15 protein-coding genes and 1 riboswitch are annotated in these 14,125 nt (G+C 42.8%); of the genes, 12 read left to right on the forward strand and 3 right to left on the reverse strand.

Features of this window, described 5'->3' with window-relative positions:
* Positions 1 to 38: 38 nt before the first annotated feature.
* The 6 genes from kdpB (at position 39) to CFS60_RS08660 (ending at position 6,627) form a co-directional block, all read left to right on the forward strand.
* Positions 39 to 2,063 carry a potassium-transporting ATPase subunit KdpB gene (gene kdpB / locus CFS60_RS08640; RefSeq protein WP_369823191.1) on the forward strand — a complete coding sequence of 675 codons (2,025 nt, stop codon included), beginning with the start codon at positions 39 to 41 and terminating at the stop codon, positions 2,061 to 2,063.
* Positions 2,064 to 2,075: 12 nt separating this feature from the next.
* Positions 2,076 to 2,612 carry a potassium-transporting ATPase subunit KdpC gene (gene kdpC, locus CFS60_RS08645; RefSeq protein ID WP_088825891.1) on the forward strand — a complete coding sequence of 179 codons (537 nt, stop codon included), beginning with the start codon at positions 2,076 to 2,078 and terminating at the stop codon, positions 2,610 to 2,612.
* A 125-nt stretch (positions 2,613 to 2,737) separates the two neighbouring features.
* Entirely contained in the window at positions 2,738 to 2,827 is a 90-nt protein-coding gene (locus tag CFS60_RS14150) for a putative holin-like toxin (RefSeq protein ID WP_220387115.1), read from the forward strand.
* A gap of 181 nt (positions 2,828 to 3,008) precedes the next feature.
* The gene (locus CFS60_RS08650) at positions 3,009 to 5,684 is read left to right on the forward strand and encodes a sensor histidine kinase KdpD (protein ID WP_088839093.1); all 2,676 of its coding nucleotides are present in this window, start codon (positions 3,009 to 3,011) and stop codon (positions 5,682 to 5,684) included.
* On the forward strand, positions 5,674 to 6,366 hold the full coding sequence (locus tag CFS60_RS08655) for a response regulator (RefSeq protein ID WP_088810650.1): 693 nt from the start codon (positions 5,674 to 5,676) through the stop codon (positions 6,364 to 6,366). The genes CFS60_RS08650 and CFS60_RS08655 overlap by 11 nt, the downstream gene beginning before the upstream one ends.
* Positions 6,367 to 6,369: 3 nt before the next feature.
* Entirely contained in the window at positions 6,370 to 6,627 is a 258-nt protein-coding gene (locus CFS60_RS08660; protein WP_088810651.1) for a TfoX/Sxy family DNA transformation protein, read from the forward strand.
* A gap of 68 nt (positions 6,628 to 6,695) precedes the next feature.
* Here the strand turns inward: CFS60_RS08660 and CFS60_RS08665 are convergent, their stop codons facing one another.
* Positions 6,696 to 7,325 carry a nitroreductase family protein gene (locus tag CFS60_RS08665; protein ID WP_088816154.1) on the reverse strand — a complete coding sequence of 210 codons (630 nt, stop codon included), beginning with the start codon at positions 7,323 to 7,325 and terminating at the stop codon, positions 6,696 to 6,698.
* Between the two features lie 96 nt (positions 7,326 to 7,421).
* Here CFS60_RS08665 and CFS60_RS08670 point away from each other — a divergent pair, with 96 nt between their 5' ends.
* The gene (locus CFS60_RS08670) at positions 7,422 to 7,694 is read left to right on the forward strand and encodes a helix-turn-helix transcriptional regulator (protein ID WP_088810653.1); all 273 of its coding nucleotides are present in this window, start codon (positions 7,422 to 7,424) and stop codon (positions 7,692 to 7,694) included.
* A 13-nt stretch (positions 7,695 to 7,707) separates the two neighbouring features.
* A complete protein-coding gene (locus CFS60_RS08675) occupies positions 7,708 to 7,995 on the forward strand; it encodes a hypothetical protein (protein WP_088810654.1) in 288 nt (95 codons plus the stop codon).
* Positions 7,996 to 8,094: 99 nt separating this feature from the next.
* On the opposite strand, the gene CFS60_RS08680 is transcribed toward CFS60_RS08675, so the two are convergent.
* Both CFS60_RS08680 and rpiB read right to left on the reverse strand, forming a co-directional pair.
* Positions 8,095 to 8,766, reverse strand: a complete 672-nt coding sequence (locus tag CFS60_RS08680) for a VOC family protein (RefSeq protein ID WP_088810734.1) — start codon at positions 8,764 to 8,766, stop codon at positions 8,095 to 8,097.
* 68 nt (positions 8,767 to 8,834) lie between these two features.
* Positions 8,835 to 8,937, reverse strand: a riboswitch (SAM riboswitch).
* Between the two features lie 54 nt (positions 8,938 to 8,991).
* Complete coding sequence (rpiB, locus tag CFS60_RS08685) at positions 8,992 to 9,447, reverse strand: ribose 5-phosphate isomerase B (protein WP_088810655.1); 456 nt, start codon at positions 9,445 to 9,447, stop codon at positions 8,992 to 8,994.
* Positions 9,448 to 9,688: 241 nt separating this feature from the next.
* On the opposite strand from rpiB, the gene CFS60_RS08690 reads away from it, so the two are divergent.
* The 4 genes from CFS60_RS08690 to CFS60_RS08705 all read left to right on the forward strand — a co-directional run bounded on the left by CFS60_RS08690 (position 9,689) and on the right by CFS60_RS08705 (position 14,112).
* Positions 9,689 to 9,985: a WXG100 family type VII secretion target gene (locus tag CFS60_RS08690; RefSeq protein ID WP_088810656.1), complete on the forward strand. Its 297-nt coding sequence runs from the start codon at positions 9,689 to 9,691 to the stop codon at positions 9,983 to 9,985.
* Positions 9,986 to 10,155: 170 nt separating this feature from the next.
* Positions 10,156 to 13,368 (forward strand): type VII secretion protein EsaA, encoded by a 3,213-nt coding sequence (gene esaA, locus CFS60_RS08695; RefSeq protein WP_088810657.1) that lies wholly within the window; start codon positions 10,156 to 10,158, stop codon positions 13,366 to 13,368.
* On the forward strand, positions 13,355 to 13,849 hold the full coding sequence (essA, locus tag CFS60_RS08700; RefSeq protein WP_088810658.1) for a type VII secretion protein EssA: 495 nt from the start codon (positions 13,355 to 13,357) through the stop codon (positions 13,847 to 13,849). The genes esaA and essA overlap by 14 nt, the downstream gene beginning before the upstream one ends.
* 11 nt (positions 13,850 to 13,860) lie before the next feature.
* On the forward strand, positions 13,861 to 14,112 hold the full coding sequence (locus tag CFS60_RS08705; protein WP_088810659.1) for an EsaB/YukD family protein: 252 nt from the start codon (positions 13,861 to 13,863) through the stop codon (positions 14,110 to 14,112).
* The last annotated feature ends 13 nt before the right edge of the window (positions 14,113 to 14,125 follow it).

Consider the following 14,125-nt stretch of genomic DNA (forward strand, 5'->3'; position numbering starts at 1 on the left):
TAAAAATGAAACAAGAAATCAGTCAAAAAAATGTATATATGGACGCGACAAAGCAATCTTTTAGAAAACTTGCGCCTAAAATTCAAGTTAAAAATCCAGTCATGTTTGTCGTTTATCTTGGCGCCGTTTTAACGACCATTTTATATTTTTTAACGTTCATAAATATTGGTGATGAAGCGCGGTGGTACACATTTGTCATTGCGATGGTACTCTGGTTCACCGTTTTGTTCGCCAACTTTGCGGAGGCGATTGCAGAAGGCCGCGGCCGGGCACAGGCGGATAGTTTAAGGAGTGCTAGGAAAGATGTTTTGACGCGGAAGTTGAAATCGGCTGATAACCACGAAGACTTTACCGAAGTTTTATCCAATACTTTGAAAAAAGGCGATGTGGTCATTGTCGAAGCTGGTGAGCAAATTCCGATGGACGGCGAAGTGATTTTTGGTGCGGCTTCGGTGGACGAAAGCGCGATTACCGGTGAATCGGCACCCGTGATTCGGGAATCTGGTGGCGACAGAAGCGCCGTGACAGGCGGCACAACACTAGTTTCGGATTCGCTTGTCATTGAAATTACGACAGAAGCGGGTGAAAGCTTTTTAGATAAGATGATTGCGATGGTAGAAGGCGCCGCGCGGAAAAAAACACCGAATGAAATTGCGCTACAAATTTTACTCGTGACGCTAACGATTATTTTTCTAGCCGTTTCGGTGACTTTACTTCCGTTTTCCGATTTTTCCAGCAAACTAGCAGGAAATGGCTCGGCCGTTTCGGTGACAAACATTGTCGCACTGCTCGTCTGTCTGGCACCAACAACCATTGGCGCGCTACTTTCTTCCATTGGAATTGCTGGCATGAGCCGCTTAAATAAAGCGAATGTACTTGCGATGAGCGGTCGGGCAATCGAGGCGGCTGGTGATGTGGACGTTTTACTACTCGACAAAACTGGGACAATTACACTCGGAAACCGTCGTGCAAGCGAGTTCCTACCTGTAACAGGCGTAAGCGAACGTGATCTTGCAGATGCAGCGCAACTTTCCTCACTCGCTGACGAAACTGCTGAAGGACGAAGTATCGTTATTTTGGCTAAAGAAAGGTTTGATATTCGCGGGCGTGATTTTAGCGGGACGCAAGCAGAATTTATTCCGTTTACAGCTAAAACGCGTATGAGTGGCATTGATTACGCGAATGACGCGATTCGAAAAGGGGCCGCAGACGCGGTAAAAAAATATGTGCAGGAAATTGGTGGCGCGTATCCAGATGAATGCGACGAACTCGTTTCAAAAGTAGCGAATGTCGGGGGAACTCCGCTTGTCGTCGTTAAAAACAAGCAAGTGCTAGGCGTTATATTCTTAAAAGATATCGTTAAAAATGGCGTCAAAGAGCGTTTTGTTGACCTTCGGAAAATGGGGATTAAAACGATTATGATTACCGGGGATAACCCAATGACTGCGGCTGCAATTGCAGCGGAAGCGGGGGTGGATGACTTCTTGGCGGAGGCGACACCAGAAGCGAAACTCGATTTAATTCGGAGCTACCAGCAAGAAGGCCACCTTGTTGCGATGACCGGTGACGGCACAAATGACGCCCCAGCGCTTGCGCAAGCAGATGTTGCAGTGGCAATGAATTCGGGAACGCAGGCAGCAAAAGAGGCGGGGAACATGGTGGATTTAGATTCGAGCCCGACCAAACTGATCGACATCGTTCGCATTGGCAAGCAGCTTTTGATGACGCGGGGAGCGCTCACGACATTTAGTGTAGCGAACGACATCGCCAAATATTTCGCGATTATTCCCGTCCTGTTTTACGGCATTTATCCGGAGCTAGCGGCGCTAAACGTCATGGCCTTAACGAGCCCTAAAACGGCGATTTTATCCGCGATAATCTATAACGCTCTGATTATTATTTTCTTAATTCCTCTTTCGCTTAAAGGCGTGAAATATACGGAGATGCCGGCGCAAAAATTACTTGGACGCAACCTTTTGATTTACGGGTTAGGCGGACTCATAGCGCCATTTGTGGCGATTAAGTTGATTGATTTGATTTTAACGTTTATTGGTATTTCATAGGAGGCGATGGAAATGAAACCACTTTTTAGACAGGCACTGGTCGTGTTTGCTGCCCTAACAATTGTGTGCGGCGTCCTCTACCCGGCCGTCGTAACGCTTGTTGCACAAGCTGCTTTCCAAAACAAAGCAAATGGCAGTATAATAGAAGGAAATAAAGGTTCCAAGTTGATTGGTCAAAACTTTACAGAAGCAAAATATTTAATTGGTCGCCCTGATAGCGGTTCGCCCTCCAACTTGAATCCATCAAGTTCAGAAGAGGAAAAATTAGTTGCGGAGCGTGTGGCTTTTTTCCATAAGCTCGATTCAGCGAATACAAAACAAATTCCGATTGATTTAGTCACAAGTTCTGCAAGTGGTGTGGATCCGAACATTTCGGTCGCTGCGGCGGAATACCAGTTGGATAGAATCGCGAAAGCGCGCGATATGTCCCCGTCTGCTGTGGAAAAAATCATAAAAAATAACACGGAAAACCGTGCGTTAGGATTTATGGGGGAACCTGTTGTAAATGTTCTTGGCGTGAATTTGGAGCTTGATCAAAAGGTTAAATAAAAATGGAAAAAGAACTCGTTTCGTGTTAAATTAAACGAGCAGAGAAGTGAAGATGGTGGCGAAATCCCTACTAAGGGGGTGACGCCTATGTTTATTCAGGTTCTCCTCCTAGAGAGGAGTTAGCCGTGTCGGTGTATGAGGCGCTGGTACTGATGATTGCATTTGCATCATTAGTGCTAGCCATTCGTAACTCGAACGATAAACAAGAAAAATAACCATCTTTCCACTTGGCGAGTGAAGATGGTTATTTAATAAATCATTAGAAACTGCCACCGTCTTAACGGCTCTGTACGGGGATATGTTGACGCATATCCCTTTTCAATTCAAATTATAACATAAACAAATAAAAAATACACGCTTTTTTCACTCATTTTGAGTCTAAAGGAGGTGCTAGCAATGCAAGATGATCGGCCAAATCCAGATGCGTTACTACAAGAGGCACGGGAGGCTTCTTCAGGAAAATTGAAAATTTATTTTGGCTATGCAGCAGGCGTAGGCAAAACGTTTGCGATGCTAAATGATGCCCGCGAAGAGCTTGAGCGCGGAGTGGCGGTTGTCGCCGGTTATATTGAGCCACATAATCGCAAAGAAACGATGCGGCTTTTAGACGGCGTACCTGCAATTCCGAAAAAATCGATGGCATATAAAAATATGAGTTTGGAAGAACTCGATGTTGATGCGGTTCTCTTGCGGAAGCCGGATATTGTGTTGGTCGATGAGCTTGCCCATACAAACGCGCCCGGTTCGCGGAACAAAAAGCGCTATCAAGACGTGCAGGAACTGCTTGACGCCGGCATTGATGTGTATACGACGGTCAACGTCCAACATATTGAAAGCCTAAATGATATTGTGGAAAACATTACGCAAATTGCAGTCAAGGAAACGGTTCCGGATCAATTTTTTGACCAAGCTGATTTTGTCAAATTGATTGACATTGAACCAGATGAGCTGTTGAAGCGGTTTAGCGAAGGGAAAATTTATGAAGCGGAACGCGCCGCGCTTGCGATGCACAAGTTTTTCACAAAAGAGAATTTGAAGTTGCTTCGGGAAATTGCGATGCGGAAAGTGGCTGACCGCATTAGTTTTGAGAATGAACAGACGATTTCCTATGCGGAGAAGCGCGCGAGTATGAAGATGCTCGTCTGCATTAGCGCCTCAAAGTCATCGCAAAAATTGATTCGCTGGACGGCGCGTGCGGCAGAGGCTTTTCACGCGACTTGGACGGTGCTTTATGTGGACGATGGGGATACGGAAAGCTTGCCGTTCGCTGAGAAGAAGACGCTGCAAGAGAACATCGCGCTCGCGGAAAAATTAGGCGCGGATACGGTCACGATAAACGGTCACAATTTGGGCGAAACAATCGCCGAATACGCCAAGCTGTCGGGTGTGACGAATATCGTTCTCGGAAAATCCAAACGCAAATCTTTTCTTTTGGGAAAATTGGGGACCGATTTGGAAGACGAACTAATTGACTCCCTGCAAGCAATTGAAATCCACATCATTCCAAGCGGCCGCAAAGAAAAAGCAAAACCGCATGCGTGGACATTTAAAAATATACTTACGTGGCACGACACCGCCAAAATGTTCGCAGCCCTCATTTTAGCCACCTTAATTTCGGCTGGTCTATCCGAGCTTGGCATTGGCGATCAAAATATCATTATGGTGTTCATTTTATCCGTGCTCGTCATTTCCCGAATGACGTCAGGCTATTTATACGGAATTATCGGGTCACTTCTTGCCGTACTTATGTTTAATTTCTTCTTCATGACACCACTATACACCTTCAATACCGTTCAAGCGGGCTATCCAGTCACATATGGCATCATGTTACTTGTCGCCTTAATCACAAGTGCGCTCACGGTTCGAGTGAAAAAAATTGCCAAGCAAGCCGTTGTCAGGGAGCGCCGTACGGAAATTTTATACGAGCTCAATCGGAAACTGCTTGTCACCCGCCAACTAGACGGCATTTTAGAGCTAGTCACAACCTATCTCGTCCGCCTGCTCGGTCGCTCGGTCATCGTGTACGCGGAAGACCCGAAGGAACACGGAGCGGGGACCTTTTTACAAGAAGAAGAGGAAGCTGGGGCAATCGCAATGCTCTCAGAAGATGAGCGCGCCGTCGTGCACTGGGTGTTTAGAAGCGGCAAAGAAGCAGGGCAGGCTACGGACACGCTTTCTGGGGCTGCAGGCTTTTATTTACCCGTTATTTCTGGTGGGAAAATTTTAGGTGTCATTGGTATTTTTTGCGACCCTAAAAAAGAAGCGCTCACACAGGATAATCGATTGTTCTTGCGAATGGTCAGCTCGCAGGTGGCCACTTCGCTTGAACGGCAGAAGCTCTCAGACGAACAACGCGAAATCCTAATTGAAGCCGAAAAAGAACAAATGCGCAGTAATTTGCTGCGCGCCATCTCGCATGATTTGCGCACGCCGCTCACCGGCATTCTAGGCGCTAGCTCGGCGCTACTTGAAAATAAATTGGACGAAGAAACGCGCACGAAGCTCGTCTTGGATATTAAAGAGGATTCTGAATGGCTCATTCGAATGGTTGAAAATTTACTTTCTGTCACACGGATAAACGAAGGAATGCTCACGGTAAACGCCGACTTGGAAGCGCCTGAAGAAGTAGTAAGCGCAGCGGTAAGACGAATTCGTAGCCGATTTTCAAACCGAAAAATCACCGTTCGAGTCCCAGACGAAGTCGTTCTCATTCCCATGGACGGTACTTTAATCGAACAAGTTTTAATAAACTTAATGGAAAACGCGCTTAGACACGGCGGCGCGGATGCTGAGGTTTGGGTGAACGTGATTTTGGCTTCTGATGAGGTCGTGTTCACGGTGAAAGATGACGGCATCGGCATTCCGAAAGAGCGTTTTAGCCAGCTGTTCAATAATTTTGGCGTGGAGGAGCGCGACCGTGTGGATATGACGCGCGGTCTTGGCATCGGGCTTTCTATCTGCATGTCGATTATTCGGGCGCACGGTGGTAAAATGGAAGTGGCAGAAAATCCTGGCGGAGGGGCATTATTCCGCTTTACGTTGCCATTAGGAGGGAATTCGCATGCAAAATGACAAGCTCATTTTAATTATTGAAGATGAACCGGGTATCAGCCATTTTATGAACGCTATATTAAGTGCTAGCGACTATAAAACACTTGAAGCGCGCACAGGTAAAGAAGGTCTAAGCATGGCGGCTTCGCACGCCCCCGATTTAATTTTGCTTGATTTAGGACTGCCAGATACGGACGGGCTCACTTTGCTTAAAACCATTCGTTCCTGGTCTGACTTACCCGTAATTGTTGTGTCGGCACGACTTCATGAGCGCGAAAAAGTCGAAGCCCTCGACCTTGGTGCGGACGACTATATCACAAAGCCATTCGGCACGTCCGAACTGCTAGCCCGAATCCGAACAGCCCTAAGGCACAGTGCGCGCAAAACGCCTCGTGCGACTTCCGGCACCATTCAAATCGGCGACCTCCAAATTGATGCCGACAAACGCCTCGTCACCGTATCTGGCGAAGTCGTTCACCTCACTCCAATTGAATATAAAATCCTCCAAATGCTCGCCCAGCACGCCGGAAAAGTTTTAACGCACGATTTTCTAATCCGCGAAATCTGGGGCCCGTACGCCAATGAAAACCAAACTTTACGGGTTAATTTAAGCAATATCCGCCGCAAAATCGAACAAAATCCAGCAGAACCTCGCTACATTCTAACAGAAGTCGGCGTCGGCTACCGAATGGTGGAGGAGTGAAAAATGAAAATTTCAGACATGCAAAATTTAGGTAAAATCAACGAAGAAAAATTAAACGAAGCCGGAATTATGACCGCTGAACAACTTATTTCAGTCGGTACGGAAACCGCGTATTTAAAAACGAAACACCTTGTTGATGAGGGTGCCTGCCTACATTTCTTATACGCGCTAGAAGGCGCCATTTCGGATATCCCTAAAAAAGAAATCAGCTCAACTCGAAAAGCTGAATTAAGGGCGTTTTATAAAGCGAATGAACACTAAAAAGCAGAATTTCATGAATCCGCCATTCAAAAAATGGTTAGACATGAAATTCTGCTTTTTAATTAGCCTTATTTAAAACTCGTAATTTCCGTGGCATCCAAACGATAAGAAGGATAACCTGCATCTTTTGCTTTCCCAATTGAAAGGATCATAATGGGTGTGTAGCGTTTTGTGTCCATATCAAAGGCTTCAGCCACTTCATCGCGTTCAAAGCCGCCGATTGGATTTGTGTCGTAGCCGTAAGCGCGGGCAACGAGCATGAATTGCATCGCAACGAGGCCGCCGTCAATTAGGCTGGTGCGTTCTAGTTCGCTTTCAGGAGCGCTTGCAAACATTGCGCTTAAAGCAGGAAGTTGCTTGTCTTTCACTTCTTGCGGCATCAAACCTTTTGCAACCGCCGTACCGTAAATTTTTTCGCCATTTTCGAAAGCATTTTTATCCCCAAAAAGAATAATCATCGCAGAAGACGTGTCGTTTTGCGTCGTGTTAAAGCGCACTAGCGGGCGAAGTTTTGCTTTTGCTTCGGCCGTATCTGCCACGACAAAGCGCCAAGGTTGCATGTTAACCGAGCTAGGTGCAGTTGTCGCCTCATTTATCATTTCGAGCATTTCTTCGTGCGAAATTTTCACATTTTCATCGTAAGCGCGAATCGAGCGGCGATTCTTCATTAAGTCTTGAAAATCATTATTTTTGTACATCTGTATGCCTCCAAAGTTCTAATTTTATCGAACTATTGTACTTTAGCACAGAATGTTTTTATCGGCAAATAAATCGTCCTGTGATAAGATGGTTTTATGAAAACTTTATCTGAGGAAAATTTATTAATGATTTTGCAAGCACTCGCTGACCCGATTCGCTTGAAAATATTTCGTTGCCTGTTAAAAAACGGTGAGCGCTCCGTAAATTGTAGCGAATATCATATCGCCAAATCCACCTTATCGCACCACATTAAAATCTTAAAAGATGCCGATTTAATTCAACTACGAAAGGAAGGAACGACGCATATTTATTCAGTCAACGCGGAACTAATTGATGGTGCGCAATCGTTTTTTGATGTTTTAAAGTAGAGGAGGCCGACAATTGAATTATTTAGCCGATTTAGAAGAAGCGTACGCGCTAGGCTGTCATGATGCGCGGATTATCGCCGTGTTAGACCGTGTCATTTTAAGCGCCGGCGTCTACCAAGATCAAGCTGCCATTTTAGAAGCTCAAAGTTTACTATTTGAAGCAGCGACTTGCCAACAATTACGCGCCAAACAATTGCAAGCCTATGAGTGGTTGCGCGCAGAGTATCAAGATGGCAATCCAGAAATCGACTACGACGAATTAACCAAAAAATTAAACACCCGTCACTTTTCCACAAGCTGAAAAGTGACGGGTGTTTTTATCCACAAGTATAAAATATGTTACATCAGCCAATTGGATAAGCGCTTGTGGATAATGTGGATAACTATGTGCATAAGTATGCTAACGGAAGCGATAAAATCCTTCGCCAATTCGAAATTCTGTTTGGCTGATAACGTCTGATGTAGCGTCAAACACAAGCGCATGTAAGCGATTAGCTGACCCTTTTGTAAAATTCACAGCAATATCATCAAAAAACAACGAATTGTGGATAACCTGTAGATTAAAAAGTTCTGCCCAGTATTTCAACACGTATTTGGGGTTATCCACACGAATGTGGATTTCTTTAAGTGTGTGGTGGATTTTCGGCGGCGTCACCGTCTTTTTTTTCTGAATAAGTGGATATGCTAAGCCATGTAATGAGCCTGGAATGGCATAAAGCGGTTCAGCTTCATCGGCCGTTGAAATGAGTGTCAATTCGTGTCCTTTTTCAAAAAGGCGTTTGCGTAGGCCGTTTAAATCATCGGTTTCGAGGACAAGGTGCCCTAAAATTTGTTTGACTGGCAAAAAGGTGAGCGCCTCTTTTCCAAGGAAACTTTTAGATGCGGCTGTTTTTTCGGTAATACTTAGAAATTTGATATGTGGAAAACTAAATTCGGTTAAGGCAGACTGGGTGCCGGGTAGGCTACGCTCGTTGTTCGTATACAGTTTTAACCCAAAATGATGCAACTGAGTGCGGACCGCTTCTAAATCGTGGACGAAGTGGACGGCATGACTAACGGATAATGAATTCATTTTATTTGCTCCTTTCGACAAAAGAAAAACTCTCCTTTCAGAAAAAGAAGAGCGCCTAAAACAAACTCTTCTCATCTGCCAAGCTTTGCGCCTGCTGGATTTAGCACAGTGCCCGTAGGTCTGTTGCTGAGATTTCAACGGGCCAAGTCCCTCCATCTCTCTTGATAAGAATTCCGAGTATTTTCATTTGATTTATAAACATTAAACCATCTTTTTGGGGAAAAATCAACTTTGAGTGTTTTCGAATTGTTCAATTTGACTAAGGCGATTTGCGTGGCGCCCGCCTTCATAGTCCGTTTCAAGCCAAAGTTTCACGATATCGAGTGCAAGTCCCGGGCCGATAACACGGGCACCTAGTGCAAGGACGTTGGAATCATTATGTTCTCGCGTAGCATGCGCCGTAAAAGTATCCGAAACGAGCGCACAGCGAATGCCGTGTACTTTATTTGCGGCAATGCTCATACCGACGCCAGTCCCGCAAACTAAAATGCCGCGTTCGACTGCTCCGGTAGCGACTTTTTCAGAAACAGTGAATGCCAAATTTGGGTAGTCTACAGATTCTTTAGTTTCTGGGCCAAATTCTTCAAAATCGATTTTCTGTTCTTTTAAAAAGGCAATGATATTCTTTCGAAGTGCTATACCGCCATGATCGGAAGCGATGGCCACTTTTGAGATGTTCATTTAGATTCCTCCTAAAGGTTATTTATCTACATTATACACGTAAAAAATAATTTATAAAATGGAAGTTTTAAAAGTAGAAAAGTCGTCATAAGCCAGTCTGGATAACAATTGATAAAAGGTTTCAATTCGAATTAAATAAAGTATGAAATGTTCAATTTATTGTCACAAATACGATGAGTATATATGGTATAATTATACAGTGGGTTTATATCCATAAAAACATAAGAGGAGATGAAGAAATATGTCAGGACAAATTAGAATGACCCCTGCAGAACTTCGTGATCGTGCTAAAACATATGGCCAAAGTGGTCGCGAAATCGAACAATTGTTACAACGTTTATCTGGGCTTCAAGAAACTTTACGTAGTGAATGGGAAGGTCAAGCATTCCAACGCTTTGATGACCAATTCAACCAATTGCGTCCAAAAGTAACAGAATTTGCAAACTTAATGGACCAAATTGAAAACCAATTACAACGTACAGCACAAGCTGTCGAAGAACAAGACCAACAATTGTCTCAAAACTTTGGATTCAATTGATTTCCAAATCTCTATTTGTGTAGCTTAGTAGTACATATTCTGCTACGTAAGAAAAGCTGTGTAGCATTTGTTACACAGCTTTTTCTGAAAAATATACAATCTGACATTAAATTGAATACAATGAACGACATTATAGATATAAAAATAACAGCGGGAGTGAATTAAACATTATGAAGCGGAAAGTAAAATGGAACATTTTACTATTTTTAGTTTTGGCTGTTTTGCTTACGGCAGGAATTTCCTATCTGGGGCTTAGTCAAAATTTAAGTAAAGAAAAGACTACTCCGGATAAAAAAGACACACATAAAATGAGTATTGCCTTCGTTAATGAGGACCAAGGCGCGATGCTTTCGGGTAAGAAATATACATTCGGAGATGATATTCAAACGAGTGTTTTAAAAGATACAACACATGACTGGGCGACGGTAAGTCGGGGCGTGGCAGAAAGCGGCTTAAAACGAGATGTGTACAATTTAATGATTATCATTCCGGATAATTTTTCTGAAAAAGCTTTATCGCTTACTTCTACGTCGCCAGAAAAAATTCAAGTAAATTACAAAATTAATGATGTGGGTAATAATGATTTAAAAGTAGAGGCAGAAAAGACGGCATCCAATTTGGTGGCGGATATTAATCAGCGGGTTATCGACGTTTATTTTGCTAGTATACTGACAAACTTACAAGAAGCGCAAGATAATATTAGTACGCTCGTTGCGAAAGAAAAGAAACATACTTCGCGCTATGATAGCGCGGTGAAAGACCCGCTTTCCAACTATACAGATCAGTTTGGAACGGTTCAAAGTTATACAGGTTCTTCGAAGGAAAGTTTTTCTGGTTTTGAAGAATTATTAAAAAATCAGGAATCTTCTCTTGCAGACGCAAGTAAAGAAAATGCGGCATACCAAGAGTCTTTGAATAGTTTGGTTGCGATGCAGGAAAAAAATGCACCGTTTGGAACTACTTTTACGGATAACTTGCAAAAATATTCTGCTAGTATTTCGGCGGATTCTGTGCAAGGGCAACTTGCAGCGCTAGAACAAGCAAATGCCGTTTTATATGCGGAACTTCAAACCATGCAAGATTCTAATTCGTTAATGTCACAAACGCAAGCTCTGCAAAACTATATACAAGATGTCAACAGTCGGATTACTGATTTGGATAATCAGCTTAACACGACGATTCAAGCGGATATTCAAGAAGATATACAGAAGGAGCTTGCGCAAATTTTATCTGGTTCAGCAGGTGGCGAAAGCAAAAACTATACCATTCAAGAGCTACGTAATGACATTAATAATCGCTTTAAGAGTAAGCTAGAAGAAGAAATTAAAGGGTTGCAATATTTCACTCCAGAAGATGCTGCGATTCTTGGGATTGATACGGATGAGTACAATAATATAAAAGCATTAGCGGCGAAATTTATGTCGGAAAATGCTGATGATTTTTCGGACACGGAGTTGAATCAGACAGTCACTGATTTAACGATTACTAAACCAGTGGAAGATACATATAGAGCGATTCAGCAAAGGCTAGCGACGGAAGGTATACCGGTTAGTTCGCAAACTTTCTCGTTACCAGCGACGACAAAAAATACAGAAATTAAAATCAATCATGAAGACACTTTTCGTTTAGATAATATACAGGTATTTAAGATTGTTGATGGGGTAAGACAAGAAGTTTCTTATAGAAAAAAACTTGACTTAAAAGACGATGAAACGACGCTTACTTTTTCTCAAGAGGATGAGGCTGGAGATTATGAAGTCACTTTTACAGCATTTCTAAAAACGCCTGTACCAGAGGGATTCCGAATGTTTGGGACATTTGATGTGAGCATGATGGCAATCCAGTACACAGATCAAAATGTTGCTGTTACTGATAGTGGACTCACGCTAAATAAAACATTCATTCAAAAGGTTACACCGATTAAAATGAACGAACAGAGTTCTTATTACACAGAAGAAGATTTAACTGAAGATGTTACAAAGATGTTTAAAGAATTCCAAAAGATTTCACAGTCTTATGACCATACAGCGACTTTATTCCAAGTTTATTATGGTTTAGACCCGCTGGATGTGGGTTTTAATTTAGATGGGAAGTCACTAGCTGAACAAGCTACGGATGATTCTTACTATGCGATTTTTAATCGCGATAATTTGCTGGACAGTATTGCCGCAATGGCATCTGGGAATGTTACAAAGGCTTATAAAGAAAGTTTAGCGAGTTTTGAAGCGCAAATTGCTGCGTACAAAGAAACGATGGCCGAAGTTGAAACGCGTTCAAAAGATGTGGCAGAACGATTAGTGCATACAAGTTCAGAAGCGGCATCTCAAAATGAAAATTTAACCAAAATGTTAGAAGAAATGGCGACTTGGCAAGAGACGAGTCAGGCACTGTTAGAAGAAAATCAAGTCATTATGTCGAATGGTTCAGATGCTAACTCTGCAATTACGTCGATAAATGGTGACTTTAGTGGTCTTCTTACGCGAAGCCAGAGTTTGGCAGAGGCAACTAGCAGTAATTTGAAGTCAGCAGACGGCGTGTATAAAACGTTTGACTCACTTGATCAAGAAGCAAAAAATATTAAGTCAAGCGGTGAAGATTTAATTTCAGATGCGGGCACATTATCGAAAGACTTGGCGAAGAAGCTCACGGCTGATGAAACATTTTCTGATAATTTTTCGGATGTAATGTCGAATAGTCGTGTGGGAGATCGGCAAAATGAAAGCTTATATAATTTCTTGAGTAGTCCAGTTGAAAAAGTAAATGGTAAAACAATTGCGGCTGGCGATAAGGCGACGCCGTATTATATGGTGCTTATCATGACGCTCATCGCGCTTTTCACAAGTTATGTGATTTCTAGTCAGGAGAAAAAACGAATGCAGCGTGATGCGTTTAGCGAGGAACTTTCGATTGCATCGAAAAACTTACCAGTTACGTTCCTGACGGCTTGTGTGGCCATCGTAGAAGGTCTTATTATTGGCGTGATTTCTGGAAATATTTTTGATGCTCAGCAAATTGGGCTGTTCCTTTGGATCGGGATTTGTATCATTTTGATGCTCGTGTTGGTTATGGGATTCACCTATTTACTGCGCCAACTGCAAATGCTCGGCATGTTTATCATTTTATTCCTAGTCGGCACCTACCTTTTCCTAACAGATGCAGTGGGGTTAAATGTTGACCGTACTTCTCTTTTTGGGACGCTACAAAAGTATTCGCCGCTCCAGTATATAGAATTGCTGTTAAATCGTATTTTGAACGGAGAAAACAACTTTTTAGTTCTAATGTACATTTTTATTGGCGCAGCGGCAGTTTTTGTTGTACTCAACTTATTTGTTGTTCGAAAAACAACTCCGGAAAGTGAGGAAGTTGCTCATGAAGATATGTAAAAGCGTCATTTTTTCTCTTTTGCTATTAATGTTTGTGTCTGTTAGTGGCGCAACGGTTTTTGCGGAGAATGGTTATTTGGAAAATGACGGCAAAATGGAAATGAAAGCGGACCGTCTTCAAAAATCCGAGGAAGAAAAAACGCAAACAACCGAGCAAGAAAAAACAATGCTTGATGAACTCGGCTTACCACTTTTCACAGATGAGCTGGATAAGAAAATAGAGCAGCAAGAAAAGGCGCAAAAAGAGAAATATAAAGAGTTGCAAGATAGTTTATTTACAGGTAAAGAAGTGACAAATCAAACGGCAAAAGACACGCAAAAGAAACTTTTTGAGGGAAACTATGCTTTAAAGGCTGATGAGGAAGTAGTGGAAGACACGAAAGAAGATAAAACTTCAAACTCGATGATCGCCATTATTGGCGGAATCGTTTTAGCGCTTGCAGGCGGCATTTATTTTGCTAGCCGGCACGTGATGGAATAGGAGGAAGAACATTGGCGAAACAAACACATCTAAACGTTACAGTTGATTTCACAAAGTGGGGTGCCACGCAAAAGGATTTGCGCATCCCCATTCATCAGCCGATTAAAGCGCTGATTTTAAATTTGGCGGAGACGCTTAAATTTGAGGGTGCGAATGATACGAAATATTCACTAAAGGCAACGAATAAAGGCATTTTATTAAGTGACGATGACAAATTGACAGATTACCCAATTACTGACGGGGACATTTTAGAAATTTTATAAATGAGGGAGTAGA

This window comes from Listeria sp. ILCC792, assembly GCF_900186135.1.
GTDB lineage: Bacteria > Bacillota > Bacilli > Lactobacillales > Listeriaceae > Listeria > Listeria goaensis.

Excerpts from the sequence above, each read along its gene's own strand:
- kdpC (WP_088825891.1), top strand. The coding sequence starts at position 2,076 with ATGAAACCACTTTTTAGACAGGCACTGGTCGTGTTTGCTGCCCTAACA.
- CFS60_RS08690 (WP_088810656.1), top strand. The coding sequence starts at position 9,689 with ATGTCAGGACAAATTAGAATGACCCCTGCAGAACTTCGTGATCGTGCT.
- essA (WP_088810658.1), top strand. The coding sequence starts at position 13,355 with ATGAAGATATGTAAAAGCGTCATTTTTTCTCTTTTGCTATTAATGTTT.
- esaA (WP_088810657.1), top strand. The coding sequence starts at position 10,156 with ATGAAGCGGAAAGTAAAATGGAACATTTTACTATTTTTAGTTTTGGCT.
- CFS60_RS08660 (WP_088810651.1), top strand. The coding sequence starts at position 6,370 with ATGAAAATTTCAGACATGCAAAATTTAGGTAAAATCAACGAAGAAAAA.
- rpiB (WP_088810655.1), bottom strand. The coding sequence starts at position 9,447 with ATGAACATCTCAAAAGTGGCCATCGCTTCCGATCATGGCGGTATAGCA.
- CFS60_RS08665 (WP_088816154.1), bottom strand. The coding sequence starts at position 7,325 with ATGTACAAAAATAATGATTTTCAAGACTTAATGAAGAATCGCCGCTCG.
- CFS60_RS08655 (WP_088810650.1), top strand. The coding sequence starts at position 5,674 with ATGCAAAATGACAAGCTCATTTTAATTATTGAAGATGAACCGGGTATC.
- CFS60_RS08670 (WP_088810653.1), top strand. The coding sequence starts at position 7,422 with ATGAAAACTTTATCTGAGGAAAATTTATTAATGATTTTGCAAGCACTC.
- kdpB (WP_369823191.1), top strand. The coding sequence starts at position 39 with ATGGACGCGACAAAGCAATCTTTTAGAAAACTTGCGCCTAAAATTCAA.
- CFS60_RS08680 (WP_088810734.1), bottom strand. The coding sequence starts at position 8,766 with ATGAATTCATTATCCGTTAGTCATGCCGTCCACTTCGTCCACGATTTA.
- CFS60_RS08650 (WP_088839093.1), top strand. The coding sequence starts at position 3,009 with ATGCAAGATGATCGGCCAAATCCAGATGCGTTACTACAAGAGGCACGG.